This is a genomic window from Pseudomonas glycinae (genome assembly GCF_001594225.2).
Classification (GTDB): Bacteria; Pseudomonadota; Gammaproteobacteria; order Pseudomonadales; family Pseudomonadaceae; genus Aquipseudomonas; species Aquipseudomonas glycinae.
Genome location: NZ_CP014205.2, coordinates 431,872 through 458,143, shown reverse-complemented (window position 1 = coordinate 458,143; position 26,272 = coordinate 431,872). Strand labels below are relative to the sequence as shown.

General features: G+C 60.7%; 30 protein-coding genes. 15 read left to right on the top strand and 15 right to left on the bottom strand.

Translation table 11 applies throughout. The annotated features are described in order from the left end of the window. The first annotated feature begins 57 nt into the window (after positions 1-57). Positions 58-597: a methyl-accepting chemotaxis protein gene (locus tag AWU82_RS29455; RefSeq protein ID WP_418333518.1), complete on the top strand. Its 540-nt coding sequence runs from the start codon at positions 58-60 to the stop codon at positions 595-597. Positions 598-643: 46 nt separating this feature from the next. On the opposite strand, the gene AWU82_RS02140 is transcribed toward AWU82_RS29455, so the two are convergent. The 4 genes from AWU82_RS02140 to AWU82_RS02125 all read right to left on the bottom strand — a co-directional run bounded on the left by AWU82_RS02140 (position 644) and on the right by AWU82_RS02125 (position 3,967). Further along, positions 644-1,105 (bottom strand): hypothetical protein, encoded by a 462-nt coding sequence (locus AWU82_RS02140; RefSeq protein ID WP_064383701.1) that lies wholly within the window; start codon positions 1,103-1,105, stop codon positions 644-646. A 154-nt stretch (positions 1,106-1,259) separates the two neighbouring features. Then, a complete protein-coding gene (locus AWU82_RS02135; protein ID WP_064383700.1) occupies positions 1,260-1,826 on the bottom strand; it encodes a hypothetical protein in 567 nt (188 codons plus the stop codon). 153 nt (positions 1,827-1,979) lie between these two features. Beyond that, a complete protein-coding gene (locus AWU82_RS02130; RefSeq protein WP_007951130.1) occupies positions 1,980-3,401 on the bottom strand; it encodes an MFS transporter in 1,422 nt (473 codons plus the stop codon). A gap of 125 nt (positions 3,402-3,526) precedes the next feature. Further along, positions 3,527-3,967: a PACE efflux transporter gene (locus tag AWU82_RS02125; protein WP_011335585.1), complete on the bottom strand. Its 441-nt coding sequence runs from the start codon at positions 3,965-3,967 to the stop codon at positions 3,527-3,529. Between the two features lie 120 nt (positions 3,968-4,087). On the opposite strand from AWU82_RS02125, the gene AWU82_RS02120 reads away from it, so the two are divergent. Beyond that, positions 4,088-4,975 carry a LysR family transcriptional regulator gene (locus AWU82_RS02120; protein ID WP_064383698.1) on the top strand — a complete coding sequence of 296 codons (888 nt, stop codon included), beginning with the start codon at positions 4,088-4,090 and terminating at the stop codon, positions 4,973-4,975. Positions 4,976-5,097: 122 nt separating this feature from the next. On the opposite strand, the gene gntR is transcribed toward AWU82_RS02120, so the two are convergent. Beyond that, a complete protein-coding gene (gene gntR, locus AWU82_RS02115; RefSeq protein WP_039766142.1) occupies positions 5,098-6,129 on the bottom strand; it encodes an HTH-type transcriptional regulator GntR in 1,032 nt (343 codons plus the stop codon). 216 nt (positions 6,130-6,345) lie between these two features. Between gntR and AWU82_RS02110 the strand changes: the two genes are divergently transcribed. Continuing rightward, positions 6,346-6,879, top strand: a complete 534-nt coding sequence (locus tag AWU82_RS02110) for a gluconokinase (RefSeq protein ID WP_011335582.1) — start codon at positions 6,346-6,348, stop codon at positions 6,877-6,879. Positions 6,880-6,962: 83 nt separating this feature from the next. Then, the gene (locus tag AWU82_RS02105) at positions 6,963-8,315 is read left to right on the top strand and encodes a GntP family permease (RefSeq protein ID WP_011335581.1); all 1,353 of its coding nucleotides are present in this window, start codon (positions 6,963-6,965) and stop codon (positions 8,313-8,315) included. A 180-nt stretch (positions 8,316-8,495) separates the two neighbouring features. On the opposite strand, the gene alaC is transcribed toward AWU82_RS02105, so the two are convergent. Next, complete coding sequence (alaC, locus tag AWU82_RS02100) at positions 8,496-9,704, bottom strand: alanine transaminase (protein WP_064383696.1); 1,209 nt, start codon at positions 9,702-9,704, stop codon at positions 8,496-8,498. A 139-nt stretch (positions 9,705-9,843) separates the two neighbouring features. Here alaC and AWU82_RS02095 point away from each other — a divergent pair, with 139 nt between their 5' ends. The 3 genes from AWU82_RS02095 (at position 9,844) to AWU82_RS02085 (ending at position 11,875) form a co-directional block, all read left to right on the top strand. Continuing rightward, positions 9,844-10,506 (top strand): LysE family translocator, encoded by a 663-nt coding sequence (locus AWU82_RS02095; protein WP_039766147.1) that lies wholly within the window; start codon positions 9,844-9,846, stop codon positions 10,504-10,506. Between the two features lie 68 nt (positions 10,507-10,574). Continuing rightward, the gene (locus AWU82_RS02090) at positions 10,575-11,069 is read left to right on the top strand and encodes a GyrI-like domain-containing protein (protein WP_064383695.1); all 495 of its coding nucleotides are present in this window, start codon (positions 10,575-10,577) and stop codon (positions 11,067-11,069) included. 317 nt (positions 11,070-11,386) lie between these two features. Continuing rightward, positions 11,387-11,875 (top strand): GNAT family N-acetyltransferase, encoded by a 489-nt coding sequence (locus AWU82_RS02085; protein WP_064383694.1) that lies wholly within the window; start codon positions 11,387-11,389, stop codon positions 11,873-11,875. 163 nt (positions 11,876-12,038) lie between these two features. Here the strand turns inward: AWU82_RS02085 and AWU82_RS02080 are convergent, their stop codons facing one another. Beyond that, positions 12,039-12,644 (bottom strand): pyridoxamine 5'-phosphate oxidase family protein, encoded by a 606-nt coding sequence (locus AWU82_RS02080; protein ID WP_064383692.1) that lies wholly within the window; start codon positions 12,642-12,644, stop codon positions 12,039-12,041. Between the two features lie 17 nt (positions 12,645-12,661). Beyond that, positions 12,662-13,147, bottom strand: coding sequence for a GNAT family N-acetyltransferase (locus tag AWU82_RS02075; protein ID WP_064383689.1), 486 nt, complete (start codon positions 13,145-13,147; stop codon positions 12,662-12,664). 141 nt (positions 13,148-13,288) lie between these two features. On the opposite strand from AWU82_RS02075, the gene AWU82_RS02070 reads away from it, so the two are divergent. The 3 genes from AWU82_RS02070 to AWU82_RS02060 are packed head-to-tail and all read left to right on the top strand — an operon-like array spanning position 13,289 to position 15,321. Continuing rightward, on the top strand, positions 13,289-13,714 hold the full coding sequence (locus tag AWU82_RS02070) for a YybH family protein (protein ID WP_064383688.1): 426 nt from the start codon (positions 13,289-13,291) through the stop codon (positions 13,712-13,714). Positions 13,715-13,754: 40 nt separating this feature from the next. Next, positions 13,755-14,099, top strand: a complete 345-nt coding sequence (locus tag AWU82_RS02065) for a YciI family protein (protein ID WP_007951101.1) — start codon at positions 13,755-13,757, stop codon at positions 14,097-14,099. After that, a complete protein-coding gene (locus tag AWU82_RS02060; RefSeq protein WP_064383686.1) occupies positions 14,092-15,321 on the top strand; it encodes an RNA polymerase sigma factor in 1,230 nt (409 codons plus the stop codon). The genes AWU82_RS02065 and AWU82_RS02060 overlap by 8 nt, the downstream gene beginning before the upstream one ends. A 111-nt stretch (positions 15,322-15,432) precedes the next feature. Here AWU82_RS02060 and AWU82_RS02055 read toward each other — a convergent pair whose 3' ends face one another. Further along, a complete protein-coding gene (locus AWU82_RS02055) occupies positions 15,433-16,158 on the bottom strand; it encodes an SDR family oxidoreductase (RefSeq protein WP_064383685.1) in 726 nt (241 codons plus the stop codon). A gap of 111 nt (positions 16,159-16,269) precedes the next feature. On the opposite strand from AWU82_RS02055, the gene AWU82_RS02050 reads away from it, so the two are divergent. Next, positions 16,270-17,106 (top strand): LysR family transcriptional regulator, encoded by an 837-nt coding sequence (locus AWU82_RS02050; RefSeq protein WP_064383683.1) that lies wholly within the window; start codon positions 16,270-16,272, stop codon positions 17,104-17,106. A 1-nt stretch (position 17,107) separates the two neighbouring features. On the opposite strand, the gene AWU82_RS02045 is transcribed toward AWU82_RS02050, so the two are convergent. Next, positions 17,108-17,962: a LysR family transcriptional regulator gene (locus tag AWU82_RS02045; protein ID WP_064383681.1), complete on the bottom strand. Its 855-nt coding sequence runs from the start codon at positions 17,960-17,962 to the stop codon at positions 17,108-17,110. A gap of 88 nt (positions 17,963-18,050) precedes the next feature. On the opposite strand from AWU82_RS02045, the gene AWU82_RS02040 reads away from it, so the two are divergent. Further along, the gene (locus AWU82_RS02040; protein ID WP_064383679.1) at positions 18,051-18,488 is read left to right on the top strand and encodes a multidrug/biocide efflux PACE transporter; all 438 of its coding nucleotides are present in this window, start codon (positions 18,051-18,053) and stop codon (positions 18,486-18,488) included. A gap of 60 nt (positions 18,489-18,548) precedes the next feature. Here the strand turns inward: AWU82_RS02040 and AWU82_RS02035 are convergent, their stop codons facing one another. Continuing rightward, positions 18,549-19,304: an SDR family NAD(P)-dependent oxidoreductase gene (locus AWU82_RS02035; RefSeq protein WP_064383676.1), complete on the bottom strand. Its 756-nt coding sequence runs from the start codon at positions 19,302-19,304 to the stop codon at positions 18,549-18,551. A gap of 120 nt (positions 19,305-19,424) precedes the next feature. Between AWU82_RS02035 and AWU82_RS02030 the strand changes: the two genes are divergently transcribed. Beyond that, entirely contained in the window at positions 19,425-20,321 is an 897-nt protein-coding gene (locus AWU82_RS02030) for a LysR family transcriptional regulator (RefSeq protein ID WP_064383674.1), read from the top strand. A 53-nt stretch (positions 20,322-20,374) separates the two neighbouring features. On the opposite strand, the gene AWU82_RS02025 is transcribed toward AWU82_RS02030, so the two are convergent. After that, complete coding sequence (locus AWU82_RS02025) at positions 20,375-21,988, bottom strand: inorganic phosphate transporter (RefSeq protein ID WP_064383671.1); 1,614 nt, start codon at positions 21,986-21,988, stop codon at positions 20,375-20,377. A gap of 263 nt (positions 21,989-22,251) precedes the next feature. Beyond that, on the bottom strand, positions 22,252-23,274 hold the full coding sequence (locus AWU82_RS02020) for a transporter (RefSeq protein WP_064383669.1): 1,023 nt from the start codon (positions 23,272-23,274) through the stop codon (positions 22,252-22,254). A 222-nt stretch (positions 23,275-23,496) separates the two neighbouring features. Here AWU82_RS02020 and AWU82_RS02015 point away from each other — a divergent pair, with 222 nt between their 5' ends. Beyond that, positions 23,497-23,940, top strand: a complete 444-nt coding sequence (locus tag AWU82_RS02015; RefSeq protein WP_064383666.1) for a hypothetical protein — start codon at positions 23,497-23,499, stop codon at positions 23,938-23,940. A 122-nt stretch (positions 23,941-24,062) separates the two neighbouring features. On the opposite strand, the gene AWU82_RS02010 is transcribed toward AWU82_RS02015, so the two are convergent. Both AWU82_RS02010 and AWU82_RS02005 read right to left on the bottom strand, forming a co-directional pair. Continuing rightward, positions 24,063-24,368, bottom strand: a complete 306-nt coding sequence (locus tag AWU82_RS02010) for a PepSY domain-containing protein (protein WP_007917758.1) — start codon at positions 24,366-24,368, stop codon at positions 24,063-24,065. A gap of 141 nt (positions 24,369-24,509) precedes the next feature. Next, positions 24,510-25,634 carry a glycerophosphodiester phosphodiesterase gene (locus tag AWU82_RS02005; RefSeq protein ID WP_064383664.1) on the bottom strand — a complete coding sequence of 375 codons (1,125 nt, stop codon included), beginning with the start codon at positions 25,632-25,634 and terminating at the stop codon, positions 24,510-24,512. 215 nt (positions 25,635-25,849) lie between these two features. Here AWU82_RS02005 and AWU82_RS02000 point away from each other — a divergent pair, with 215 nt between their 5' ends. Continuing rightward, the gene (locus AWU82_RS02000; protein WP_064383662.1) at positions 25,850-26,176 is read left to right on the top strand and encodes a DUF2025 family protein; all 327 of its coding nucleotides are present in this window, start codon (positions 25,850-25,852) and stop codon (positions 26,174-26,176) included. Positions 26,177-26,272 lie beyond the last annotated feature (96 nt).

Below are 26,272 nucleotides of genomic sequence, written 5' to 3'. Positions count from 1 at the left end.
GATGCCAAAGGCCGGTTGTACAAAGTGGTGAAGTTCGCCAGTGACATCACCCACCAGATGACCACCTTGCAGACCGCTGCGGAATCGGCCCACAGCACCTCTGTACAAAACGACGCCTGCGCGCAAAAAGGCTCACAGGTCGTGCAGCAAACGGTGCAGATCATTCAGGACATTTCCCGCGACCTCAACGAAGCGGCGCTGAGCATCGATGCGGTCAGCAAGCAGTCGGACATCATCGGCACCATCGTCCAGACCATTCGCGGGATTGCCGACCAGACCAACCTGCTGGCGCTCAACGCGGCGATCGAAGCGGCAAGGGCGGGTGAGCACGGGCGTGGCTTTGCGGTGGTGGCGGACGAGGTGCGCAGCCTCGCGGCGCGAACCAGCCAAGCGACCGTGGAGATCGTCGACGTGGTGCGCAAGAACCATGAGTTGTCACTGAGCGCAGTGTCGAGCATGCAGTCGAGCCTGAGCCGCACCGGGCTCGGGGTGGAACTGGCGAACGAGGCGGGGGATGCGATTCGGGAGATTCAGCAGGGCTCGCGGCATGTGGTGGATGCGATCAGTCAGTTCAATGAGACGTTGAGAATAGAGTAGCGACTTGGGAATTGCCCCTCTGTATAGAGGGGCAAAATTTTCTCGATCACTCTTTTTCGGTCAAGGAAAAGCTACCAATGACATTTGCATAATTGGACGGGTTGTCACGCTCTTCTGCCCTGAACTTGAAGGTTCCTCTTGCAAACTTTTTCGTATCGTCTACTTCCAGAATTGTTATTTCCCCGCCCTCTGCATCTGCAGGCCAAGAGCTGACCAATCCGTTTTGATTATAAAAACCAGTGACGCTAAGGTCCTTTGTGAAGGGATATGTGCCAGTTTTGATCTCACCATAGATGTCCACTTGGGCACCTCGTAACCCGTTGGGACCTACTTGGAAACCGCCGACACGTAGATTTTTTGAGGTGACGGTGAAAAAGAGCTCATTAGTGGTGATGGTTTCTTCCGGGCCACCGTTTTCGCTCACTTTTAAACCAAATAGCCCAACTGCGTTGTTTTCCACGTTCATTTTTAATTCCTTTTCTTGGCTGAGCTGCTGGCGGAGCGACATTGCTCCTCCACGGTTGATGTTGTTTCAGCTTTGAAGGGGAGGACAACTGTCAGAACTTACAGGTATCGACTCTCGGGAGTAAGAAATCGACTAGCGGTAACCGTACGGTGAGGGCAGAGTCTCGAGTGAGACTCTGCTGAGGGAAGGGATCGTCTTAGAGCGAAGCGAGGAACTTGTCCGCCGACTGGTCGCTGATCTTCGTCGAGTTGGCGTCTTGCTTGTTCTGTTTTTCGGCTTCGGCCAGCTTGATCTTGTCCTGTAGACGCTCGGCGATCTCTTTGCCGATCGCCAGTTGTTTCTCCGGCGGCATCGCTTTGATGTCGTCTTCGGTCAGGCCCATTTCCTTCAGGATACTGTCGCGCAGACGCTGTTCCGGCGTTTTGCTCATGTAGTCCTTGAATTCATCCAGGGCCGATGAGCCTGTGGATTTGCTCGGCGAAGTATCGGAGGTTTGCAGGGCGACGCGGGTCTTGGCGAACGCTTCGTCGACGTTGTCGCTGATGCGCGTGGCTTCGCTGACTTGCCGGGTCGCCAGTTGGGTAGCCGATTCCTGCACTTTGGCGGTGGCTTCGGCGGTTTGCGCCTGGGCCTGGTTTTGCAGGGTCTGCAGCATCGCGCCGTGCAGGCCGCCTTGCAGGCCGGCCGCGGCCGTGGCGGTTGCATCGTCATTCAGCGGCTTGGGCAGGTGAATGATTTGCTGTTGTTTTGCACTGACCAACATGATGAAAGGGCCTGTAGGTAATGACTGTCAGCCCTGGTTAGCAATTACCGTGCCTGTTGAATAAGTGCTTTTACTTCAATGGCTTGTGGTTTTTGGTGAACCGGCAAAGCGGTCATCCCTTGCCGGAGGGTGGCAGAGGATGACCGTTGTCCGTCAGCGATGGGCGATGTTTTCCAGCGCCAGGTTACGGGTGCGAGGGCCGAAGTAGCCGATGGTCAGCATCACGATCAGCATGCTGGCGACGATGAACGCCAACACGCCCGGTGTCCCGAAGTGGTCGAGGAACAGACCGATCAGCAGGCTGCTGAACACCGTCGACAAACGACTGAACGAATAGCAGAACCCGACGGCCCGGGCGCGGATGTTGGTGGGGAACAGTTCGCTCTGATAGGAGTGATAACTGAAGCTCAGCCAGGCGTTGCAGAAGGTGATCATCACACCGCAGAAGATCAGGCCGAAGGCGCTGGTCTGCAACGCGAACAGGGTGCCGAAAGTCATGGCGCCGAGGGCCGAGCCGACGATCTGCCACTTGTTCTCGAAGCGGTTGGCGAATTTGACGAACAGCAACGGCCCGAGCGGGTAGGCGAGGGTGATGATGAACGCGTACATCAGACTGTGGGTGACGCTGACACCCTGACCGGAAAGCAACGCTGGCAGCCAGTTGCCGAAGCCGAAGAAACCGATGGCCTGGAAGATGTGAAAGACGATCAGCATCAACGCGCGGCGGCGATACGGTGGCTGCCAGATATCGGCGAAACGGCCCTTGCCCTCGACATCGACGGCTACTGCTTCCGGCGCGTCCAGTGGCTGGCGGTGATCCTTCTCACAACGCGCTTCGATACCGTCAAGAATCCGGTTCGCCTCATCGAAGCGGCCATGCTGCGCCAGCCAGCGCGGCGACTCCGGCAGACGTTTGCGCAGCCACCAGATGAACAACGCAAACACCGCGCTCGCCAGCACCACCCAACGCCAGCCGGACACCCCGAACGGCGCCTGCGGCACCAGCCACCAGGACATCAGCGCCACCGCCGGCACCGACAGGAACTGCACGAAAAAAGCGAAGGCAAACGCCGAACTGCGCATGCGCTTGGGCACCAGTTCCGAGAGGTAGGCGTCGATGGTCACCAGTTCGATGCCGAGGCCGATACCCACCAGAAAACGCATGCAGATGATCCCCAGCGCTGAACTCTGCACGCCCATTAAAACTGTGGCGACGGTGTACCAGACCAGCGCGAAAGTGAAGATCGCCCGCCGCCCGAACCGATCCGCCATCGGGCTCAGCAGACTGGCGCCGAGAAACAGTCCGAGGAACGTCGCCGAGGCGAACGCGGCCTGATCGGAGAAACCGAACACGCCCTGATTGCCGGTGGCGAAGATGCCATCGCGGATCAGGCCGGGGCTGATGTAGGCGGTCTGGAACAGGTCGTAAAGTTCGAAGAAACCACCGATCGACAGCAGCGCCACCAGCCGCCAGATCGTGGCGACTGCCGGGAGGCGGTCGATGCGGGCGGAAATCTCGGCGGCGCGTATCGGGTCGATGCCGTCGCGTTGCGCGGCGGGGGCGTGTGCAGTCATGGGCTGATCCATTTTTTATTGATGGAAAAGCTTAGCCTGCTATCGGAAATCAAGGATTGTTTATATCGGCGGTTGGCGCGGTAAAACCGCCGATTTCTTGCAATATCCGCTTACCAATTAACGATTTATGTCGCAGGCGTCGGATCGGGCAGCGCCGACGCCGGCAAGCCGAATACTCGGTCGAACAGCCAGTTGAACGCGAAGGTGTAGCAAGGGATGAACACAATCAGTGCCAGATCCAGCAAAAAGGCCTGCACCAGACTGATGTTCATCCACCAGGCGATCAGCGGAATCAGGAACACGATCAGCGTCAGTTGAAAGCCGACGGCGTGGGCGATGCGCCGTTTCACCGTACGGGTGCGTGACACCTGGCGGCTTTCCCAACGCTCGAACAGCGAGGTGTAGATGAAGTTCCAGGTCACGGCGATGGTGGTGATGATCACCGCCAGCGGGCCGGTGCTGCCGGGTGAGGTGCCGGACAAAAGGGCGAGGCCGAGGGCCGAGAAGGTCATCCCGATCACTTCGTAGAGCGACACATAGACCAGTTTGCGTTTGACGCCTTGCATGGGAATTGCCTCTTTCTTGCGACTTGTGGCCAACGGGGCTGGCGAAGGCGACGAAAGATAGCTTCAATGGAGGTGACAGAAAAAGTCAGAAGCTTTCAGTTTTATTGATAGGTAAATGAAGTGAATTTCAACAGCGAAAGCATTGAGCTGTTTCTCGCCGTGATCGAGCGCGGCTCGTTTTCCGCCGCTGCCAGGGCGTTGGGCAAAGTCCCGTCGGCGGTGAGCATGGCGATCGGCAATCTTGAGGCCGAACTCGGTTATGCGTTGTTCGATCGCAGCCACCGCGAACCGCAACCCACGGCGATGGCGCTGTCGCTGGTGCCACACGCGCGGCTGATCGCCGATCAGCTCAAGCAATTGCAGGTGCACGCAGTGCAGTTATCGCTGGGCCTGGAGAGCAAGTTGTCGATCGGCGTGGCGGCGGATATCGACCGGCGACGGTTGCTGGCGGCGATCAAGGACATCAGTGAGCGCCATCCGCTGCTCGACATCGAAGTGCTGACCGCGCCGCAGGACGATGTACTGGCGATGCTTCACAGCGGCCGGGTCAGCGTGTGCCTGGCGTTCGCCGGGTTGAGCGTGAACGTGCTGGAGCGCTTTCAGTTTGTCGGCAGCGAACGGATGATCGCCACGCTGGCGGCGGACAGTCCGTTGTTGCAGGGGCAGGATCTGTTTCTCGAGGATCTGGTGCATGTCCGGCAGATCGTGGTTGGCAGTCGCGATTTGCCGATCAGCGAAACCCGGCCGCTGGTGGCCGAATCCCACTGGCGCACCGACAACCTGGAAACGGCGCTGGAGATGGTCGAGGCAGGGTTGGGCTGGGGCAATTTTCCGCTGTCGGTGGTGCAGCCGTGGCTCGATAGCGGACGGCTGAAACGGCTGAATTTTCGCAACATCGAAAACGGCCTGGTGCTGCCGGTGCACGCGGTGTGGCTCAAGAGCCAGCCTTTGCAGAAGGGCGCGCTGGCATTGGTTGAACTCCTCGGCGGGGTAAAGGCCGAACCTTGAACAGGGGAGTACCACAAAATTTGTGGGAGCTGGCTTGCCAGCGATAGCGGTGGTCCAGTCCAGAATTTATTGACTGACCTGACGCCATCGCTGGCAAGCCAGCTCCCACAGGAATTTCGGGATTATGTACTTTCGCGGATTTTCAATTCGAAGCCCATATCCTCGACCGGCCGCGCCACGCTGTTGCCGGCCATCAGCGTCAGCATCTGCTCCGCCGCACGCTTGCCGATCGCTTCGCGGGGCGTATTGATGCTGCTCAGGCGCGGCACCATGTGCTCGGACATCGGCAGGTCGTTGAAGCCGAGGATCGCCACTTGCTCGGGGATCCTGATCCCGTTGCGCAGCGCTTCGAGCAAGGCCCCCTGAGCCAGGTCATCGTTGCCGAAGAAGATCGCATCGACATCCGGATGCGCCGCCAGCAATTGCAGGAACAACTCGCCACCCAGGCCCACGGACGATGAGCGCGGGGTCAGCACCTCCAGATCCGGGTCGTAACGGCCGGCCTTCTGCAACGCCTTGCGAAAGCCTTCACCGCGCAGCAGGGTGCGCTGATCGAGCTGTGCGCCAATGTAAGCCAGACGCTTGCGGCCACGGGACAGCAAATGTTCGGCAGCCGTTTCCCCGGCGCTGAGCTGGGAGAAACCGACGCAGTTCACCCCGGCGGCGCTGTCCAGTTCCATCATGTACACGCAAGGAATATTGCTGGCCTCGATCATCCGTCGCGAGCTTTCGGTGCGGTCGAAGCCGGTCAGCAACAAGCCGCGTGGCTGATAGGCCATGTAGTTGCGCAGCAGATTTTCTTCTTCATCGCGCGAATAGTGGAAGTTGCCGATCAGCACTTCGAAGCCTTTGGGCGTCAATACCCGATGAATGGCTTCCAGGGTGTCAATGAATAAAAGGTTGGACAGCGAAGGCACCAGAACCACCACCGAATGGCTCTGCGCCGAGGCCAGGGCGCGGGCGGCGGGGTTGACCACATAGTTGAGTTCCAGCGCGGCTTTCTGCACTTTTTCCACAAGCTCGGTGGCAACCGTGCTGACCCCACGCAGGGCGCGGGAGGCGGTAATCGGGCTGACGCCGGCCAGACGGGCGACTTCATTAAGGGTGGGACGGCCGGTGGTGCGGGTGTTTTTATCGTTTTTAGGGGTGGTCATCGGGCGGCTTGCCAAACAAAAATCAAGGCACTAAGGTAGCGCTGTCCTTATGCAGCTGCAAATGCGTAAGCGAGGTCCTGCCTGATCCTCGCTTTTTGGCGTACGGACAAAACCTGCTGCAACCCAAAAAAACGACAAGAAGGCGTCGGCAACTTCTGCCTGTGCACTAGAGTCATAGCTAGCAAAGGTAGCGCTGTCTGCGCGCTGAGGTGTTACATGAATCATCCCATCACCGCCCTGGTCATCATGGGCGTTGCCGGTTGCGGCAAGACGTGCGTCAGCGAGGCCCTGTGCCAATTGAGCGGCGCCACTGCCATTGAAGGCGATACTTTCCATCCGGCCGCGAACATCGAAAAGATGAGCGCGGGGATCCCCCTGAACGACGAAGACCGTGCCGGCTGGCTCGACAGCCTGTGCGATGAACTGCGTCGCGTCGATGCCCTGGGCGAGCGCCCGGTGCTGACTTGCTCGGCCCTCAAGCACAGTTATCGCGAAGTGCTGCGCAGCGCCTTGCCGGGCCTGGGCTTCGTGTTCCTCGAATTGACGCCTGAAGTGGCCGCCGAACGTGTGTCCCACCGTCCGGGCCACTTCATGCCGGCCACCCTGATCGAAAGCCAGTTCGCCACTCTCGAGTCGCCCAAGGGCGAGCCGTTGACCCTGGCCCTGAATGCTTCGATCCACAGCGTTGAAGAACTGGCGGCGCAAGCCCACGTCTGGTGGCAGGCCCATGGCCTGAAACAGGCGGTATGAGTGTGATTGTGAAGACAGCGCTGTCCTTTCGACTTCTGATTAACCCGCTTTAATAACAACAACAAACCAGGAGACACCCCCTCATGTTTGGCATGTCCCATGACGCCTACCTGCTGCTCGATGCAGTGGTTACGGTGATCGGACTCATCGTCCTGATCACCAAGTTCAAGATTCACCCCTTCATTGCCCTGACCATCGCCGCCGCGTTCCTCGGCCTGACGTCCGGCATGCCGATCGGCACCATCATCAAGGCGTTCCAGGACGGCTTCGGTGGCGTGCTCGGTTTTGTCGGCATCATCCTCGCCCTGGGCACGATGCTCGGCAAGATGATGGCCGAATCCGGTGGTGCCGATCAGATCGCCCAGACCCTGATCCGCGCGTTCGGCAAGGACAAGGTGCAGTGGGCGATGATGTTCGCCGCGTTCCTGGTGGGCATTCCGCTGTTCTTCGAAATCGGCTTCGTGCTGCTGATTCCGCTGGTGTTCATCGTCGCTCGCCGCACCGGTGTGTCGATCATCAAGATCGGTATCCCGCTGCTCGCCGGCCTGTCCGCCGTGCACGGCCTGGTGCCGCCGCACCCGGGTCCGCTGCTGGCCATCGGCGTGTTCGGTGCCGACATCGGCAAGACCATTCTCTACGGTCTGATCGTCGCGCTGCCGACCGCCATCATCGCCGGTCCGATCTTCGGTACGTTCATCGCCAAGCACATCCCAGGTACCCCGAACCAGGAACTGGTCGATCAACTGGCCCGTGAAAACGATTCGGCCAACCTGCCGAGCTTCAGCATCACCCTGGTCACCGTGCTGCTGCCGGTGTTCCTGATGCTGCTGAAAACCTTCGCTGACGTGGCCCTGCCGGACGGTCATTTCTTCCGCACCTGGATGGACATGATCGGTCACCCGATCTCGGCACTGCTGCTGGCATTGCTGCTGTCGCTGTACACCTTCGGTCACAAGCAGGGCATCGGTTCTCAGCAGATGCTCAAATGGCTGGACGCGAGCCTGGCGCCGACTGCCGCGATCATCCTGATCATCGGTGCCGGCGGTGGCTTCAAGCAGATGCTGGTGACCAGCGGCGTGGGCGACGTGATCGGCCACATGGCGGTCAGCGCGCAGATCTCGCCGATCCTGCTGGCGTGGCTGGTGGCGGCGGTGATCCGCATCGCGACGGGTTCGGCTACTGTGGCGACCATCACTGGCGCGGGCATCGTGGTGCCGGTGGTGGGGATGATTCCGGGCGTGAACCGTGAGCTGCTGGTGCTGGCCACCGGTGCCGGCTCGCTGATCCTGTCCCACGTCAACGACGCCGGTTTCTGGCTGGTGAAGCAGTACTTCAACATGACCGTGGCCGAGACCTTCAAGACCTGGACGGCGATGGAAACCATCCTGTCGGTGGTGGGTCTGGGCTTTATTCTGTTGCTGTCGCTGTTCGTCTAAGGGCAAATCGCAGGCACAAAAAAACCGCAGCGATGCGGTTTTTTTGTGCCTGGATCGTTCCCACGCTCCGCGTGGGAATGCCTCAATGGACGCTCTGCGTCCGCTTTCGGCAGGGACGCGGAGCGTCCCGGGCTGCATTCCCACGCGGAGCGTGGGAACGATCAGGTGGGGAGGAGGCAGTTACTTAGTGCCCAGGCCATCCGCCCGGAACATCCCGCGAATCCCGCGTACGGCCTGACGAATCCGGTCCTGGTTTTCGATCAGCGCGAAGCGCACGTGATCGTCGCCGTACTCGCCAAAGCCGACGCCTGGCGAGACGCAGACCTTGGCCTCGGCCAACAGCTTCTTGGCGAACTCCAGCGAACCGAGGTGCGCGTAGGCTTCGGGAATCTTCGCCCAGACGTACATCGAAGCTTTCGGGTTCTCGACCATCCAGCCCAGTTCATGCAGGCCTTTGACCAGCACGTTGCGGCGCTGGCAATACTGTTCGGCGATGTCGCGCACGCACTGCTGATCGCCTTCCAGCGCAGCAATCGCGGCCACCTGCAGCGGGGTAAAGGTGCCGTAGTCGTGGTAGCTCTTGATCCGCGCCAGGGCGCTGACCAGTTCCGGGTTGCCGACCATGAAACCGATCCGCCAGCCCGCCATGTTGTAGCTCTTGGACAGGGTGAAAAACTCCACCGCGATGTCCTTGGCGCCCGGCACCTGCATGATCGATGGGGCTTTCCAGCCGTCGTAGACGATGTCGGCGTAGGCCAGGTCGTGCACCACCAGCACGTCGTACTGTTTGGCGAGGGCGATCACCCGTTCGAAGAAGTCCAGCTCCACGCACTGCGCGGTCGGGTTCGACGGGAAGCCGAGGATCATCATCTTCGGTTTCGGGATCGAGCCGCGAATCGCCCGTTCCAGCTCGGCGAAGAAGTCCACGCCCGGCACCAGCGGCACCGACCGCACCTGGGCGCCGGCAATCACGGCACCGTAGATGTGAATCGGGTAGCTCGGGTTCGGCACCAGCACGGTGTCGCCCTGATCCAGGGTCGCCAGCATCAGGTGCGCCAGGCCTTCCTTGGAACCGATGGTGACGATGGCTTCGCTTTCCGGGTCGATCTCGACCTCGTAGCGTTCCTTGTACCAGTTGGAAATCGCCCGGCGCAGGCGCGGAATGCCCTTGGACGTGGAGTAACCGTGGGTGTCTTCGCGCTGTGCAACCTGCACCAGTTTTTCAACGATGTGCGGCGGCGTGGCGCCGTCGGGGTTGCCCATGCTCAAGTCGATGATGTCTTCGCCGCGACGTCGGGCGGCCATCTTCAGCTCGGCGGTGATGTTGAAAACGTAAGGGGGGAGTCGATCAATGCGCGCAAAGCGGCGCGGCGAACCTTGTTCAGCCATTGTTGCCTCGGATAACGTAAGCGCCCGGAACCGTCCGAGCGACGCTGGTCACTGCGGTGACCTGTGGCGGACGATAAGGGCAGCGATGGCAGACTGTCCAGCGCCTTTGTAAACAAATTTTTCCCAAGGAAATCGGTTAATGGAATTCACCAGCGGCTTCTTGCTGAGCCTTTCGCTGTGCCTGGACATCGGCGTGGCCAACATCGCGATGATCACCCTGGCGATGCAGCGCGGCTATTTTCAGGGCTTCGCACTGGGGCTCGGCACCTGCGTCGGCGACCTGATCTACGCGGTGCTGGCGCTGGCCGGAATGACCGTTCTGCTGCAATACGAAACCGTGCGCTGGGTGCTGTGGATCGGCGGTTCGGCGCTGTTGATCTACTTCGCGGCGAAGATGATCTATTCGGCGATCCACCACGAAGCGCAATTGGCGGCGACCGCCGAAGTGGGCCAGAACTCCCATCGCAAGGAATTCTTTCGTGGGATTTTTCTGGCCATGTCGTCGCCGAGCGCCATCCTCTGGTTCGCGGCCGTGGGCGGCACGTTGATCGCCCGCTCCGGTGGCGGCGGTCCTTTGAGTTCGGCGCTGTTTCTCGGCGGTTTCCTGTGCGCCGGGCTGTTGTGGTCGGCAGGCTTGTGCTTCGCCGCGAGCCATGGCGGCAAGTTGCTGGGCGACAAACTGCTGCGCTATTCCTACATGGCATCGGCAGCGATCTTCTGCTATTTCGCGGTCTACGTGATCGTATCCGGTTATAACGAGTTCGTCGGCTCGGGCGCCGCCGAGGCCCTGCATACGCTGTAAATGTGCGAATCGGGTTTGGCTTCTATACTCCCAGCCGAACCCACTTTTTTCGTTCAAGGAGTCGAGTCATGGATGAGCAAAAACGCGTCGAAGTGGCTGAACCTCGCTTCGAACATGGACACTTCCTGCTGATTGCAGGATTTCGCGATCGCTTCACCAAAGAGACCGTTCAGGACATCTCTGCACTGTGGGAAAAACTCATCCCGCACATCGGGCATATTCCGGGGCAGAAGAGTGAAGTGACTTACGGTGTCTGCAGCAATTTCGACGGTAACGGCGGTTTTGACTACATGGCCGGGGTCGAGATCAGCAAGCTCGATGAGTTTCCACAGGAAAAGTATCCTTGGATCGAAATCCTGCCACGCCAGTACGCGGTGTTCGAACACAAGGGTTCGCTGGATCAACTGCCGCAGACCATTGACTACATCTACAACACCTGGCTGCCGAATTCCGAATACAAAGGGCTCAACGCCCCGGAGCTGGAACGCTACAGCGCCGATTTCAATCCAAAAAACAATACCGGCAAGCTGGAAATCTGCGTCCCGGTGGAAAAGAAAACCTGATTGCTGACCGGCAGCGCGAACCCGCTTCGCGCTGCCGATCAGGCTTTATTTGCCCTTGATCCGTCGTGCCCGCAACAGGTCGATGCCCAGGGTAATGAAGCCGAAGAAGCTGATGCCCAACACCATCAACAAACCGATTTCCACGCTGCTCATAAACGGTTCCCTCCTCGGGAAATAAGAGTCAGGTCTCAGAAATAGACCGTCCCGAATCCGAAGAAAAGCGCTTATACGCAGGCTTTACGCCCCCCGTGCGGATCGATATGAACACCTTATTCCTTTATCCTTGGCGGCCTTGTTTCCTCTGATTTCGAGCCGCCATGAACACCCTCATCCGCCACGTCACCGCCGCCGACCTGGACCGCTGCTACGCCATCGAAACCCTCGCCTATGAGGGCGACGAAGCCGCGACCCGCGAGAAGATCGCCACGCGCATCGCCACTTGGCCGGACGGTTTCATCGTCGCCGAGGTGGACGGGCAGGTGGCCGGCTTCATCAACTCCGGCGCAGCGTTTGACGTGCAGATGTCCGATGAAGCGTTCAAGGAACTGATCGGCCACGACCCGGCGGGGCCGAACGTGGTGATCATGTCGGTGGTGGTGCACCCGGATTATCAGGGGCTGGGCCTGGCCAAGCGTCTGCTGGGCGAATTTATCGAACGCATGCGCGAGCAGGGCAAGGCGACGATTCACCTGATGTGCAAGGAGCGGCACATCCCGCTGTACGCCGGATTCGGTTTTGCCTACATCAAACCGTCCGAGTCCGACCACGGCGGGATGGCGTGGCACGAGATGATCCTGACCCTCTGAAGAAGAACCCCTGACCTGATCGTTCCCACGCTCTGCGTGGGAATGCAGCCCGGGACGCTCCGCGTTCCTGCCGCACCACTGATGCAACGCCTGGCACCGTCATGACGCAGAGCGTCAAAGTCTGCATTCCCACGCAGAGCGTGGGAACGATCGGTGGACGGGGTCAGTAGAGGGTGTCACGTACTCTGGCCGGGGCCTCGCGATCATAGGCCTCGGCATCAAACTGCCCATCATTCAACCGCTTGTGAAACGCACCCGCCGTCGGCAGCGCCGAGCGCGGCAAGTGGGTTTCAGGGTTCCACGCATCCGAACGCACAAACGCTTTCGAGCAATGAAAGAACGCCGCCTCCACCGCCACCAGCAACACCGTGCGCGCCGGTTTGCCGTTCACCGCGAAGCTTTCCAGCAATTGCGGATCAGCGCTGATGGTCGCCGTGCCGTTGACCCGCAACGTCTCGCCGATCCCCGGAATGATGAACAGCAGCGACACTCGCGGATCGTGCAATACGTTGCGCAAGGTATCGATGCGGTTGTTGCCGGGGCGATCCGGCAGAGCCAGAGTGCGCTCGTCGATGATCCGCACAAACCCCGGCGCGTCGCCGCGCGGAGAACCGTCGATGCCATCGGCACCCACCGAGCTGACAATCACCAGCGGCGAGACCCGGACCATCGCCTGATAGTCCTCGTTGAGAAAACCGATCTGTTTGCGCACCGCCCGTTCGTGGGGCAAACCGTAGATGGCTTCCAGTGCTTCGATTGAATCGATCATCGTTGCTCCCCCGACAATTAGAAGAACAGCCCCATCCGCCGCTCGTAACCGATACGGCCCTTGTACGCTTCGCCGCTGTCGACGAAGCCGTACTTGGCGTACAGCGCAATCGCGGCGTCGTTGTCGGCGTCCACCGACAGTTCCAGTCCTTTGATTTCAGGCCAGGCCTGGCGCGCAACTTCCGGTAACGCCAGCAGGCAGGCCTTGCCATAGCCCTTGCCTTGTGCGCGGTGATCGACCTGCAATGCATGCAGGGTGGCGCTGTGTTCATCGGCCCATTCCGGCAACACCGGCGGGCGCTTGAGCAGCAGAAAGGCCACCGGCATGTCTTCGGCCAGCAGCGCAAAACCTTTCACGCCGGGGCCGGGTTTCGACAGCAGCGTATGCAGGGCGCCGTGGATATCGCCGGAGAACTTGATCTGCTCGGCGTGGATTTCAATCGCTTCGACTTGCTGACGCTGCAAGGCGTTAAGGCTCTCGTACGGTACGAGTTTGGCTGACACGGGAATTTCCTTTTTCCTACAAAGATGAGCCTCGGATTCTAGCGATTTTGTCTTCTCCGGAATTTTTTTGTTTCAACTGTCGATCCGGCAAATCGCCGAACGACCAAGGGTGTCTTCACAACAAAAACCACGGAGAACACCATGAGCGCACAAAGCGATATCCAGAGCCTGATCAACACCTACCGCGAAGCCGTCATGACCAAGGACGTCGAGAAAGTCATGGCGCTGTACGCCGACGACATCCTCTCGTTCGATGCGATCAAGGCCCTGCAATTCAAGGGCAAACCGGCCTACCGCGCGCACTGGGTGGATTGCATGGAAATGTGCCCCGGCCCGCACATTTTCGAGTTCCACGAAATCGCCATCGAGACCGCCGACAACATCGCCTTCGCCCACTGGGTCGCCAACTGCGGCGGGACCAATGAAAAGGGTGAAACCCAGAGTTGCTGGATGCGCGTCACCGCCTGCTACCGGCAGGTCGGCGGAGCGTGGAAGATCGCCCACGAACACTGGTCGGCACCGTTCGACCCGATGAGCGGCGCGACCCTGTTCGATGTGAAACCCTGATCTTCAGCCATAGTTGAACCGTCCGATTCAGGAGAACGCCATGAAGTATTTATGCCTGGTCTACAGCGATGAGCGCCTGCTGCATTCGTCGCCCGACAGCCCGGAAGATGCCGAGTGCTGGGCCTACGCCGAGTCGATCCAGGGCAGCGGCCGGATGGTCGCCGCCGAAGCGCTGGAGTCGGTGCAGACCGCCACCACGGTACGGATGCGCAACGGCAAACTGTCGATCACCGACGGCCCGTTCGCCGAGACCAAGGAGCAGTTGGCCGGTTTCTACCTGATCGACGCGCGGGATCTCAACGAAGCGATTCAGGTCGCCGGCAACATTCCGGCGGCCCGCGTCGGCAGCGTCGAAGTGCGTCCCGTGCGCCAGTTGAATGTCTGAAGTCAGGGCGCGGGTCGAGCAGGTCTATCGCGACGACTCGCGGCGGATCCTCGCGACACTGATCCGCCTGCTCGGCGATTTCGACCTCGCCGAAGAAGCCTTGCACGAGGCGTTCTTCGTCGCGGTCGAACGCTGGCAGCGCGACGGCGTGCCGGACAATCCGCGGACCTGGCTGGTGTCCACCGGGCGCTTCAAGGCGATCGACGTGTTGCGCCGTCGCGCACGGTTCAAGGCCTCGCAGCCGTTATTGCTGGCGCAACTGGAAGAACTGGAACAGTCCGAATGGGACGCCGAAGACGTGGAAGACGATCGCCTGCGCCTGATCTTCACCTGCTGCCACCCGGCGCTGGCGGCGGATGCGCAAGTGCCGCTGACCCTGCGTGAAGTCTGCGACCTCACCACCGAGGAAATCGCCCGGGCATTCCTCTCGGCCCCGGCGGCGATTGCCCAGCGCATCGTGCGCGCCAAGGCCAAGATTCGCGATGCGAAAATCCCTTATCAAGTTCCAGCCCTCAGCGAATTGCCCGAGCGCCTCGACAGCGTGTTGCGGGTGATTTATCTGGTGTTCAACGAAGGCTACTCGGCATCCGGCGGCGCCCAAGTGACCCGCGAGGATTTGACTCGTGAGGCGATTCGTCTCGGGCGGTTGTTGCTGGAGTTGTTGCCGGATCCAGAGGTCATGGGGTTGCTGGCGTTGATGCTGCTGCATGAATCGCGGCGCTCGGCGCGCTCTTCGCCGGATGGGGAATTGATTCTGCTGGATGATCAGGATCGCGGATTGTGGAATGCCGAGCTGATTGCCGAAGGCTGCGAATTGGTGGAAAAAGCGCTGACGACGGGACGTTTCGGGCCTTACTGTCTGCAGGCTGCGATAGCGGCGGTGCATGCCGAAGCGCCGACGGCAGGGGAGACGGACTGGGCGCAGATCGTCGGGCTGTATGACGTGTTGCTGCGGGCGGTGCCGTCGCCGGTGATCGAGTTGAACCGGGCGGTGGCGGTGGCCAAGCGTGACGGGGCGCTGGCGGGGTTGACATTGATTGAGGGGATTCTGGGGCGTGGGGATTTGCAGGATTACCACCTGGCGCATTCGGCGCGGGCGGAGTTTTGCCGGCAGTTGGGACGGGTTGAGGAGGCTAGGGCGGCTTATTTGCGGGCGCTGGAGTTGACGCGGCAAGAGCCGGAGCGACGGTTTATCGAGGGGCGGCTTAAAGCATTGGACTGACCCGAACTGGTCGTTGGCAATATTGGCCTCTTCGCGGGCAAGCCCGCTCCCACAATTAAATGTGGGAGCTGGCTTGCCAGCGATGGGGCCAGTAAGGCTAGCGACTATCGATCAGGCTTGCTGCCGAGTAGCAGCCATCACAATCTCGCGAAGACAAACCCCCTGCGGCTGCCCATACGCATAAGCAATCGCCGTCGCCACATCCTCGGCACTCAACACCGTGCCGCCCATGTCCTGCTTCCACGCTTGATACCCGGTCTTGATCGCTTCATCCGTGGTGTGGCTCAGCAACTCGGTCTCGACCGCACCCGGCGCAATCGTGGTCACCCGCACGTTATGCGGCGACAACTCTTCACGCAGGTTTTCCGACAAACCATGCACCGCAAACTTGGTGCCGACATACGCCACATGGTTCGGGAAGGTCTTGCGACCGGCCACCGAGCTGACGTTGATGATCGTGCCGTGCTTGCGCTCGATCATCCCGGCGACCACCGCGTGCACGCCATTGAGCAGGCCCTTCACGTTGACGTCGAGCATCAGGTCCCACTGTGCCGGATCCTGCTTGCTCATCTCGCCCAGCAGCATCACCCCGGCGTTGTTGATCAGCGCATCGGCCGGGCCGAACTGCGCTTCCGCCTCGGCCACAGCGGCCAGCATCGCGGCGCGGTCGGTGATGTCGACGCGGCGGCTGAGGGTGTTCGGCAGTGCCAGTGCTTCAAGGCGTTCGATGCGCCGCGCCAACAACAGCAGCGGATGGCCGGAAGCGCTCAAGCGGCGGGCGGTGGCTTCGCCGATGCCCGAGCTGGCGCCGGTGATGATGATCAATGGCTTGCTCATGGTTGAACTCCTGAGATAAGAAAAACAAATAACCAGATTCGGCGCGCAGTATATTTAGCCCACTGGAGGCTGAAAAATGCCTTATTCCTCTGTCTGCTATCGGAATCTCCTATGGATATCCGCCATCTCAAAGCCTTCCTCGCGGTGTTCGAAGAACGCAACATCACCGCTGCCGCGCAACGGCTGTTCATCAGTCAGCCCACGTTGTCGGTGACCATCAAACAGCTGGAAGAAGAACTCGGTGCGACGCTGTTCGTACGTCAGCCCCGTGGTGTGGAGGTTAGCGACGAAGCGCGTCTTCTCTACCCGCAGGCGCGGCGGATGGTGGCCGAATCCGAGGCGCTGAGCCGGATGTTTCGCGGCCGCGAAAACCGTGCGCCGCTGACTCTCGGCATCGAAGGCGACATCGCCGCCAGCCACATCGAAGCCTTCGTCCGGATGGCCCATCAGGCGTTGCCCAATCTGCTGCTGACCCTGGAAGAGGGCTGTCACGGCGATGGTCGATTGGCCGTCGAGGAAATGTGCTGCGAGGACGAACTGTTCCTGCCGCTGTGGGAAGAATCCTATGTGATGGCGCTGCCCCTCGATCATCCGATGGCCAACGCGCAGGCCGGCTGGGCGCCGATCGAGGACTGGATCACCTGCCCGCAGCATCCGTCCCATCAGCGGTTGATGGCGCTGTACGGGCGTTCGCCGGAAGCGGTGGCGGGGCATGCCGGTTCACTGCAACAGGCGTTGCACATGGTGACGGCAGGTGTCGGTGTGGCGATGTTGCCGCAGTCGCTGGTCAGCGGGCATGAGCGCATCGTCGTGCGGGCGCTGCACCTGCCGGCGCCGACCCGGCGGGTGGGATTGTGTTACGCGGCGCAAGCGCTGGAGTTGCCGACGATGCGCGGGTTGCACGAGTATTTTCAGGTCAATCGCCCGGCAGCCATCGAGGCGGCCTGAGCTATTCCAGCATCTTGCTCAGCAACCAGCTCCCCGCCGGCCCCGGCGGGTACAGCCGCGACCACAGGGCATCGACGAACACCGGTTTCGGCCAGCCGCGCACCTTCAGTTCCACCAGCAAGTCATTGCCGAAACGCTCCACTAGCCAGCGCGGCAGCGGCGCCCAGCCGAAACCTTTTTCGGCCATTTCCAGCAGCATCAGATAACTCGGCGCCGACCACACCCGGCCTTTGCCGCGACTGTCATAGGGATTGACGATGGTGGCCAGGCGCAGCTCGCGATGCTGTTCAAGGATCGTTTGATCGATGGATTCCTGTGTCGCCAACGGATGGCCACGCCCCACGAACAAGGCGATTTCCGTACGCTCGGCGACGGTCGCGCTCGCCAGATCCGGTGGGTAGTTTTCCTGCATCTCGGCGAACGCGAGATGCGCCCGACCGCGCTGCACCAGTTCGACCAGGTCATCGCATTCGGCGATCAGGCATTCCAGCTCCAGATCCGGGTAACGCTGCTCGAAACCCACCAGCGCCGCTTCGAAACGGTCGGACTGATAAGTGTCGGAAATCGCCACCGTGAGTTTCGGCTCGACGCCCTGGGCCAATTGCCGGGCGGTCATTTCCAGGCGGCTGGTGGCCGCCAGAATCGCCTCGGCCCGTTGCAGCATCACGTGCCCGGCCGGGGTCAGCGTCGGCTTGCGGCTGCTACGGTCGAACAGCACCAGGTCCAGATCAATCTCAAGACTGGCCACCGCCGCACTCACCGTCGACTGACTGCGCCCGAGTTTGCGCGCCGCCGCTGAAAACGAGCCTTGAGTGGCGGCCTGAACAAACGCCAGCAACACTTCCTGAGAAGCCATGAACTATCGCCTTGATCGATGGTTATTGGTTATGAAGTATCGGTGTGGTGCTGGATCATGGCAACCATCTTCACAGAGGACTTCGGCCATGACTGCCAACAAATCCATCACTGAACGTATCTTCCAGGCCATCGGTTTCGAACTGCTGGCGATCCTGATCTGTACCCCGCTGCTGGCGTGGATCATGGGCAAACCGCTGGTCGAAATGGGCGCCGTCACAATCGCCATCGCGATGCTGGCCCTGGGCTGGAACGTGGTGTTCAACGGCTTCTTCGACCGCATGCTCAAGCGCTGGAACATCGCCCACAATGCCTGGGTGCGAGTGGCGCACGCGGTGCTGTTCGAGGGCGGGTTGATCGTGATGGGCGTGCCGCTGATTGCCTGGTGGCTGTCGGTCAGCCTGTGGCAGGCGTTCCTGCTCGACATCGGCGTGCTGCTGTTCTTCCTGCCGTACACCTACGTCTACCACTGGGGTTATGACGTGGTGCGCGAGCGACTGGTGATGCGCAGCGTCTGCCAGAGCTGAAAACAAAAAATCGCCGCCTGTGAGGGCTGCGATTTTTTTTGTCCGGGATTTTTGCCGGGTTTAGAGAAACATCCCGCCCGACGCTTCAATCCGCTGACCGTTGATCCACTGCGCCCCCGGCGACAGCAGCAGCGCCAGTGCGCCACCAATGTCATCCGGCTGCCCGGCACGGCCCAGGGCGGTGTTGCTGGCGACCATGGCGTTCAGTGCCGAATTGTCGCGCACCGCGCCGCCGCCGAAGTCGGTTTCGATGGCCCCCGGTGCCAGGATATTCACGGCGATCTGCCGCGCGCCCAGCTCCTTGGCCTGATAACGGGTCAGCACTTCCATCGCGCCTTTCATCGCAGCGTAAGCGACATAACCCGGCAGGGTGAAACGGGCCAGACCGCTGGAGATGTTGATGATCCGCCCGCCATCGTTGATCAGCGGCAGCAGTTGCTGAGTCAGGAAGAACGGCCCTTTCAGCTGTACGTTCATCAGCAGGTCGAACTGTTCCGGCGTGGTGTCGGCGAAGGAGGCATGCACGCCAATCCCGGCGTTGTTGATCAGGAAATCGAAGCGCGGACGATCAAGTTGTTGCAGCGCCTGCTCGACCCGCACGGCGAACTCGGCAAAACCTTCGCTGCGCCCGACATCCAGTTGCAGCATCACGGCGTTGGCGCCGAGTGCTTCCAGTTCCTGCACCAGCGCCTGGGCTTCATCGGCGCGGCTGTTGTAGGTGCCGATGATGTCCACGCCTTGCGCGGCGAGGTGCAGGGCGGCGTTCTTGCCGAGGCCACGGCTGGCACCGGTGATCAATGCGATTTTGCGGTTCATGGGTCTTCCTCGATGGCGGTGACGGTTGATGGGGCAAAGTTTATTTATCCGGCATGAGGTGATAAACAGACTGAAACCGGAATCACTGGTCGGATTGTCCGAACAATCAATGGGTGGCCCATGAACAAACTGGAACTGCTGCGCACCTTCGTCCGGGTCAGCGAATTGTCGAGTTTTACGATGGCGGGGGAGAGTCTGGGGCTGCCGCGCTCGACGGTGTCCGAACAGGTGCAGGCGCTGGAAACCCTGCTCGGCACGCGCCTGCTGCAACGCACCACGCGCAAGGTTCAGGCGACTCAGGACGGCCTCGCGCTGTATGAGCGCAGCAAGGATCTGCTGTCGCACATGGACGAAATCGAGAATCTGTTTCGTCAGGACGAAGCGTCGCTGACCGGGCGGATCCGGGTCGACATGCCGAACATTCTGGCGCGGCGGCTGATCATGCCCAAGCTGCCGGAATTCATGGCGCGCCATCCGAACCTGGAACTGGAAATCAGCAGCACCGATCGCCGGGTCGACCTGCTCGCCGAAGGTTTCGATTGCGTGGTGCGCATCGGCGCGCAGCCCGATCAATCGGTGGTGGCGCGGCACCTGGGGGACTTCAGCATGATCAACTGCGCCAGCCCCGCGTACCTGGAGCGCTACGGCGTGCCGCAGACCATTGAAGATCTGGCGCAGCATCGACTGGTGCACTACGTCGGTGTGCTGGGTTCGCGTTCGGAAGGGTTTGTTTACGAGCAGGACGGACAGATCCACCGGGTGCCGATGCCCGGCAGTGTGACGGTCAACAGCACCGATGCCTACGAGTCGGCGTGCCTTGGCGGGTTTGGTCTGATTCAGGTGCCGCGTACCGGCATGAACACCTATCTGGACAGCGGCGAGATCGTCACCGTGCTGCCGCAGTACACCGCGCCGGCGATGGGCATTTCACTGCTGTACGCCCGGCAACGGCATTTGCCTTTGCGGGTGCGGGTGTTCATGGACTGGCTGGGGGAGTTGATTCGTTCGACGCTCTGATTCCTGCGGCAAATCCCTGTGGGAGCAACGGCTCTCACAGGGATTGGGATGGATCAGAAGATCTGGGTAAACAGCCAATACAGGCTGCCCGACAGCACAATCGCCGCCGGCAACGTCAGCACCCACGCCATCAGCAGATTGCGGATGGTCTTCATCTGCAAGCCGCCGCCGTTGGCGACCATGGTCCCGGCCACGCCCGAGGACAACACATGGGTGGTCGACACCGGCAGGCCGAACATGTCGGCGGCGCCGATGGTCAGCATCGCCACGGTTTCCGCCGACGCACCCTGGGCGTAGGTCAGGTGGGTCTTGCCGATCTTCTCGCCGACCGTGACCACGATCCGCTTCCAGCCGACCATGGTGCCCAGACCCAAGGCAATCGCCACGGCGATCTTCACCCACAACGGAATGAACCGCGTGGCGTTGTCGATCTGCTGTTTGAACAGTTGCAGCTTGCCGCTGGTGTCGGCGTCGAAGCTGCCGACCTTGTTCTTGTCCATCAGGCGAATGGTTTCGCTGGCCAGGTACATGTCGTTACGCACGTTACCCATGGCCTCGGCCGGGACTTTCGCCAGCGAGCCGTAGCCTTTGACTTCTTCACCGATGTGTCCGGTCAGCGAGGCGAGGGCGGGGATCAGTTGCGGCGTGGCTTCCTTGCTGCGCATGTAATCCGAGAGCACGGCGCGTGGATCGGCCGGTGTCGGCAGTGGCGCACTTTTCACCAGTGCTTGCTGGGTCACTTGGGCGACGGCGGCGAATTGCAGCGACTGTTCTTCCGGCATGGTGCGATTCAGCGCATAAGCCATCGGCAGGGTGCCGACCAGAATCAGCATGATCAGGCCCATGCCTTTCTGGCCGTCGTTGGAACCGTGAGCGAACGACACGCCGGTGCAGGTCAGGATCAGCAGACCACGAATCCACCACGGCGGCGGGGTGTTGCCTTCCGGTGCTTTGTACAGCGAACGGTTCTTCACGAACGCGCGCAACGCCAGCAGCAACAGCGCTGCACAACCGAAACCCACCAGCGGCGACAGCAGCAGTGCATAACCGATCTTGGTCGCCTGGGCCCAGTCCACACCGCTGGTGCCGTCGCGACCATGCATCAACGCGTTGGCCACGCCGACGCCGATGATCGAACCGATCAGGGTGTGCGACGACGAGGCCGGCAGGCCCAGCCACCAGGTGCCGAGGTTCCACAGGATCGCCGCGATCAGCAGGGCGAAGATCATCGCGAAACCGGCGGACGAACCCACTTGCAGAATCAGTTCCACCGGCAGCAGGGCGATAATGCCGAACGCTACCGCACCGCTCGAAAGCAGCACTCCGAGGAAGTTGAAGAATCCCGACCACACCACGGCCACATTCGGTGGTAGCGAGTGGGTGTAGATCACCGTGGCCACGGCGTTGGCGGTGTCGTGGAAGCCGTTGACGAACTCGAAGCCCAGCGCAATCAACAGCGCTACGCCGAGCAGCAGGAACGGGGTCCAGGTGGTGACCACCGTGCCGAGTTCGTGCATGTCATGCATCAGACTGTAGGCGGTGAACAGCATCCCCATCGCCAGCACGGCGAAGAACACCACGTAAGTAAAGGGGCCGGTTTTTTTGTCAAGCGCCGGCCTGCCACTGGCAGTGGGGGCCAGGCTGGCGGTCAGGGAGGGAGTAGCCATGGGCGGACAATCCTGAACGGGGGAAGGAGTGTCGCCCATGATCGTTGCTAAATATTACAGAGAGGCTGCGGCAGATCAGTGTTTGGGTTTTTAGCTTCACCGCTGATCTGAAGGCGGTGATCGCTCTCACACTTACGGATGATCGTTCCCACGCTCTGCGTGGGAACGCCGCCCGGGACGCTCCGCGTCCCTGTGACGCAGAGCGTCACCTGATGCATTCCCACGCGGAGCGTGGGAACGAGCGTGTCGGCGCTCGGCAGCGCTCAGTAATCCCCGCGCTTGCGAAACGCCCAGCGCCCGGCGATCACGGTGAACGTCGCCACCAGCGCTACCAGAATCCAGAACCCCTCCGGATCGGTGGCCAGCGGCACACCGCCGACGTTCATGCCGAAGAAACCGGCAATGATGTTGATCGGCAGCGCCAGCACCGTGACCACGGTCAGGGTGAACAGCGTGCGGTTGCTCTGTTCGTTGAGGTTGGCGGCGATCTCTTCCTGCAACAGCTTGATCCGCTCGCCGAGGGCGGTCAGGTCGTTGATGATCAGCGCGAACTCCTCGGTGGACTTGCGCAACTCCTTCACATCCTCCTTCTGCAACCACGGTGGCGGCCGGTTGAGCAGGCGCAACAGCGAACCCGGTTCCAGCGCCAGCAGCCGTTGCAGGCGCACCAGCACCCGCCGGTTGGCGCCGAGTTCGGCGCGGTTGGTCGACAGTCGTGAAGACAGCAACTCGTCCTCGACCTGATCGACGCTCATGCTGGTCTTGCGCACGATCTGCGTCAGCACTTCGCCCTGATCGCGCAGCAGGTGCACCAGCAGTTCCGACGGCGAGCGAAAGCACTCACCGGCCTTCACCGAAGAACGCAGCTTGTCCACCGAATGCAGCGGTTGCAGACGCGCACTGACGATCAGTTTGCTGCGTACGCAAACCCACAGCGTCGACACGTCCGACGACACCATGCTGGCGAGGTTAAACACCACGTCGTTGACCACCGCCAGCAACGCCGAATCGACATGCTCGATGCGGGTCGAGCGCGAACCTTCGTGCAGCGCTTCGAAAAACTCTTCGGGCAATTGCAGATGGCTTTTCATCCAGCGCTCGCACGCGGCATGAGCCAGGTTCAGGTGCAACCAGAGAAACTCATCGCCCTCGCTGTCGTCTTGCAGGCAGCGCAGGGCGGTCGCCGAATCCACCTCGCGCCCGCGTTCGCCGGGGCGAAAGCGAAAGCCGTAAAGCAGGCCGAACAGGTCAGGATCACGATGGCTGATATCGAGGCTGTGGTTCATGAAGGCTCGCTGCGAGAAGGCGTCTGTCGCGGGATTTGCAGATTCACCTGAGCCGCATCATCGCAATGTCACATGACGCTTGTGTGACGGCAGGGTGACGTTAAATCCGAGTGGCCAGTGACTGTGTACCGGTTCGGATACCGAGTCGGTACACAGTCGATCTCAATTCGTACAGACCGACGCCGATGCCCGGTTATCCATAACCGGCATTGGAGATTTCCCATGGTCAGCATCACGTCTGTTTCGATCAATCAGACCGTTACCACGCCCACCAGCAAAACCTCGATTGCCGATACGGCCGACGACACCTCGACCACCGCGGCGGCCAGCACCGGTGTGAAGGCCGATACCAGCAAAGTCGCGGTGGGCGGCGGTGCGGCGCCGGCGGGGGACAGCAGTTCCAGCAGCGATGAATCGGATACCGTGAAAGCACTGCGCAAGCAGATTGCCGAGTTGCAAAAGCAATTGCAGGAACAGCAGCAGGCGCTGCAGGCGGCTCAGGCCAAGCAGGAAAGTCAGGATGCCAAGGCGGCGGATGTTGCGGCTGCGCAGTCGCAGATCGCGACGACGTCGGCTTCGTTACAGACGGCGACGGCGGCGTTGTTGGCGGCTTTGCAGGATTCGGACAGCGGTACTTCCGGTTCGCTGGTCAGCACCTCAGCTTAAGGTCACCACAAAACAATGTGGGAGCGAGCCTGCTCGCGATGGCGTCCGGTCAGCCAATTCAATATTGACTGATCCAGCGCTATCGCGAGCAGGCTCGCTCCCACGGGGATTGTTGGGGTGAATCAAGTGTCTTGCTTGTTGCTCAGCACCTTGCCAGTCGTCGCATCGAAGTCCACATCGAACTCTTTGCCATCGGCGGTTTTCAGCTCGACTTCGTATTCGTAACCGTTGAAGTGGTTATCCAGGTCGGTGTCGGTAATGGTCGCGCCCGGATGCAGTTTCAGCGCTTCTGCGTTCATCGATTCCAGCGACTTGATCTTGCCGGACTTGACCAGTTCAGGGATCTGGTCAACGCGAACGTCAGCCTGGGCCAGGCCAGCGGTGAGTGTCAGGGCGGCAGCGGTAAACAGGGCAGTCAGGGTTTTCATCGGTTATTCCTTTGGGTGATTCGTTTAAGTGAGTTCAGGTTAATCGCCGCAACTTAACTCACCCTTAAAACGCAGCGAGCAGGCTGGACTCCCGAGGGAGCGAGCCTGCTCGCGATACTGACTGACGCGCGGATTTACAGATCAGAAGCCGTTGTTCTTCAACACCTGATCCACACTGGCGGCCGGGCGTTTGTAGAACTTCAGCAGCTCGCTGGCGCGGTTGGTGAAGATACCGTCGACGCCGGCGGCCATGACTTTTTCGAAGTCCACCGGCTCATCTACGGTGTAAACGTGCACCAGCAGGCCCTGATCGTGGGTGTATTTGTTCATCCATGGCTGTACCAGATCCGAATAGCTCTGATCGCCGCCCTGGGTCAGCTTCGCCGAAGGGCCGGTGCCGATCGCACCCTGAGCCTTGGCGTAGTCGATCCACTGCTTGAACTCGGCTTCGGATTTCGGCTCTTGCTTGCCGTAGAACGCGTTCTTGTCCTTCTCGCCGGAGTCGGCAAAGGTCACTTTGGATTTCGGCTCGATGCTGCCTTCGCCGACCCACAGCAACAGGATCTTCGGCACCTGCGGCATTTCCTTTTGCAGCATTTCCAGGCTGCTCTTCTCGAAGGTTTGCAGGATCACCTTGCCGTTGCTCTCGCCGACGCTGGCGACGTTTTTCGCCGGTTTGGCGTCCGCCGGAATCAACCAGCCACGAGCCTGGAGTTTTTCCTTCAGGTCATGCTCGATCCCCGGGAACAGCTTCGGCTCCTTGGTTTCGATGTACAGGCCCGGCTTGTGCTTCGGATTGGCCTGGGCGATGTCGATGATTTCATCGAGGGTCAGAATCTTCAGGCCGACGTAGGACGGGCGCGCGCGATCCGGGTACTTGGCGTTGTACCAGCTGCCGGCGTCGAGGGTTTTCAGTTCGGCCATGGTGAAGGCATTGGCCGGGCTGTCCTTGCGCTCCGGAAACTTGGTGGCGACGTCGGTGGTGCGCTGCAGGTTGTCGTCGTGCAGGGCGAACAGCACGCCGTCCTTGCTGCGCTGCAAGTCCATTTCCAGGTAATCGGCGCCCAGGTCGCGTGCCAGTTTGTAGGAGGCTGCGGTGGATTCCGGGGCATCGAAGGAGGCACCACGGTGGGCGATCACCGCCGGGTGCGGAATGCCCTCGGAGGCAGCGAGCGCAACAGGGCTTGGCTGGCTGGCGGCGTGGGCCTGGCCAAGGCCGAGCATCAGGCTCAGCAGCAGTGCGCTTTTGGTGAACGTGGCGGGCATGTCGAGGTCCTTTCGCAGGTATTTTCGAAGATGTACCTTTTAGCAACTCAAACGAAAACGTGCTATCGCGAGACCGACATAAACGTACTGAAAGCGAAAATTTGCGCACTTTTGTGCGTTCGTTTGCAGTACGCTTGGCCACGGCAAACGCCCCGGCAGAGGGCGCGCCTCAATGCCCTGCGTGTAAACCTTCGATCACTCTTGTGAGGTTTACCATGCGCATCACATCGCAACTCATCTGCCAGGCCGCCGACGACCTCAAGGGCTTTGTCGGCCTCAATCGCAAGACCGGCCAGTACATCGTGCGTTTCAGCGAAGACTCGTTCGGCATGGACGTGGCCGATGACGGCATCATTCCTGCCAGCGAATTTGTCTGGGCACCGGCCACTGAACAGACCATGACCCTCAAGCGCGAACTGATCCAGTTGCTGCTGGACCAGAACATCGATGACCGGATCAACATCACCGAACCGTTGCGCGTTTACATGAATAAACGCGAAGTGCCGGAGATTGAGGCGGTGCGTAGTCTGGTGAAGGGCTGAGATTCTGCTGCGATTGTTACCGCCCTTTCGTCGGAACGCCGCCCGGGGCAAGCCCGCTCCCACAGGTAGTGCTCTGTTCTGAAGATCACACTGTAC

Bases quoted from the DNA above. Each gene is read 5' to 3' on its own strand.
- AWU82_RS29455 (WP_418333518.1), top strand. From the start codon at position 58: ATGACCACCTTGCAGACCGCTGCGGAATCGGCCCACAGCACCTCTGTA.
- AWU82_RS02140 (WP_064383701.1), bottom strand. From the start codon at position 1,105: ATGTCGCTCCGCCAGCAGCTCAGCCAAGAAAAGGAATTAAAAATGAAC.
- AWU82_RS02135 (WP_064383700.1), bottom strand. From the start codon at position 1,826: ATGTTGGTCAGTGCAAAACAACAGCAAATCATTCACCTGCCCAAGCCG.
- AWU82_RS02130 (WP_007951130.1), bottom strand. From the start codon at position 3,401: ATGACTGCACACGCCCCCGCCGCGCAACGCGACGGCATCGACCCGATA.
- AWU82_RS02125 (WP_011335585.1), bottom strand. From the start codon at position 3,967: ATGCAAGGCGTCAAACGCAAACTGGTCTATGTGTCGCTCTACGAAGTG.
- gntR (WP_039766142.1), bottom strand. From the start codon at position 6,129: ATGACCACCCCTAAAAACGATAAAAACACCCGCACCACCGGCCGTCCC.
- AWU82_RS02110 (WP_011335582.1), top strand. From the start codon at position 6,346: ATGAATCATCCCATCACCGCCCTGGTCATCATGGGCGTTGCCGGTTGC.
- AWU82_RS02105 (WP_011335581.1), top strand. From the start codon at position 6,963: ATGTTTGGCATGTCCCATGACGCCTACCTGCTGCTCGATGCAGTGGTT.
- alaC (WP_064383696.1), bottom strand. From the start codon at position 9,704: ATGGCTGAACAAGGTTCGCCGCGCCGCTTTGCGCGCATTGATCGACTC.
- AWU82_RS02095 (WP_039766147.1), top strand. From the start codon at position 9,844: ATGGAATTCACCAGCGGCTTCTTGCTGAGCCTTTCGCTGTGCCTGGAC.
- AWU82_RS02090 (WP_064383695.1), top strand. From the start codon at position 10,575: ATGGATGAGCAAAAACGCGTCGAAGTGGCTGAACCTCGCTTCGAACAT.
- AWU82_RS02085 (WP_064383694.1), top strand. From the start codon at position 11,387: ATGAACACCCTCATCCGCCACGTCACCGCCGCCGACCTGGACCGCTGC.
- AWU82_RS02080 (WP_064383692.1), bottom strand. From the start codon at position 12,644: ATGATCGATTCAATCGAAGCACTGGAAGCCATCTACGGTTTGCCCCAC.
- AWU82_RS02070 (WP_064383688.1), top strand. From the start codon at position 13,289: ATGAGCGCACAAAGCGATATCCAGAGCCTGATCAACACCTACCGCGAA.
- AWU82_RS02065 (WP_007951101.1), top strand. From the start codon at position 13,755: ATGAAGTATTTATGCCTGGTCTACAGCGATGAGCGCCTGCTGCATTCG.
- AWU82_RS02060 (WP_064383686.1), top strand. From the start codon at position 14,092: ATGTCTGAAGTCAGGGCGCGGGTCGAGCAGGTCTATCGCGACGACTCG.
- AWU82_RS02055 (WP_064383685.1), bottom strand. From the start codon at position 16,158: ATGAGCAAGCCATTGATCATCATCACCGGCGCCAGCTCGGGCATCGGC.
- AWU82_RS02050 (WP_064383683.1), top strand. From the start codon at position 16,270: ATGGATATCCGCCATCTCAAAGCCTTCCTCGCGGTGTTCGAAGAACGC.
- AWU82_RS02045 (WP_064383681.1), bottom strand. From the start codon at position 17,962: ATGGCTTCTCAGGAAGTGTTGCTGGCGTTTGTTCAGGCCGCCACTCAA.
- AWU82_RS02040 (WP_064383679.1), top strand. From the start codon at position 18,051: ATGACTGCCAACAAATCCATCACTGAACGTATCTTCCAGGCCATCGGT.
- AWU82_RS02035 (WP_064383676.1), bottom strand. From the start codon at position 19,304: ATGAACCGCAAAATCGCATTGATCACCGGTGCCAGCCGTGGCCTCGGC.
- AWU82_RS02030 (WP_064383674.1), top strand. From the start codon at position 19,425: ATGAACAAACTGGAACTGCTGCGCACCTTCGTCCGGGTCAGCGAATTG.
- AWU82_RS02025 (WP_064383671.1), bottom strand. From the start codon at position 21,988: ATGGCTACTCCCTCCCTGACCGCCAGCCTGGCCCCCACTGCCAGTGGC.
- AWU82_RS02020 (WP_064383669.1), bottom strand. From the start codon at position 23,274: ATGAACCACAGCCTCGATATCAGCCATCGTGATCCTGACCTGTTCGGC.
- AWU82_RS02015 (WP_064383666.1), top strand. From the start codon at position 23,497: ATGGTCAGCATCACGTCTGTTTCGATCAATCAGACCGTTACCACGCCC.
- AWU82_RS02010 (WP_007917758.1), bottom strand. From the start codon at position 24,368: ATGAAAACCCTGACTGCCCTGTTTACCGCTGCCGCCCTGACACTCACC.
- AWU82_RS02005 (WP_064383664.1), bottom strand. From the start codon at position 25,634: ATGCCCGCCACGTTCACCAAAAGCGCACTGCTGCTGAGCCTGATGCTC.
- AWU82_RS02000 (WP_064383662.1), top strand. From the start codon at position 25,850: ATGCGCATCACATCGCAACTCATCTGCCAGGCCGCCGACGACCTCAAG.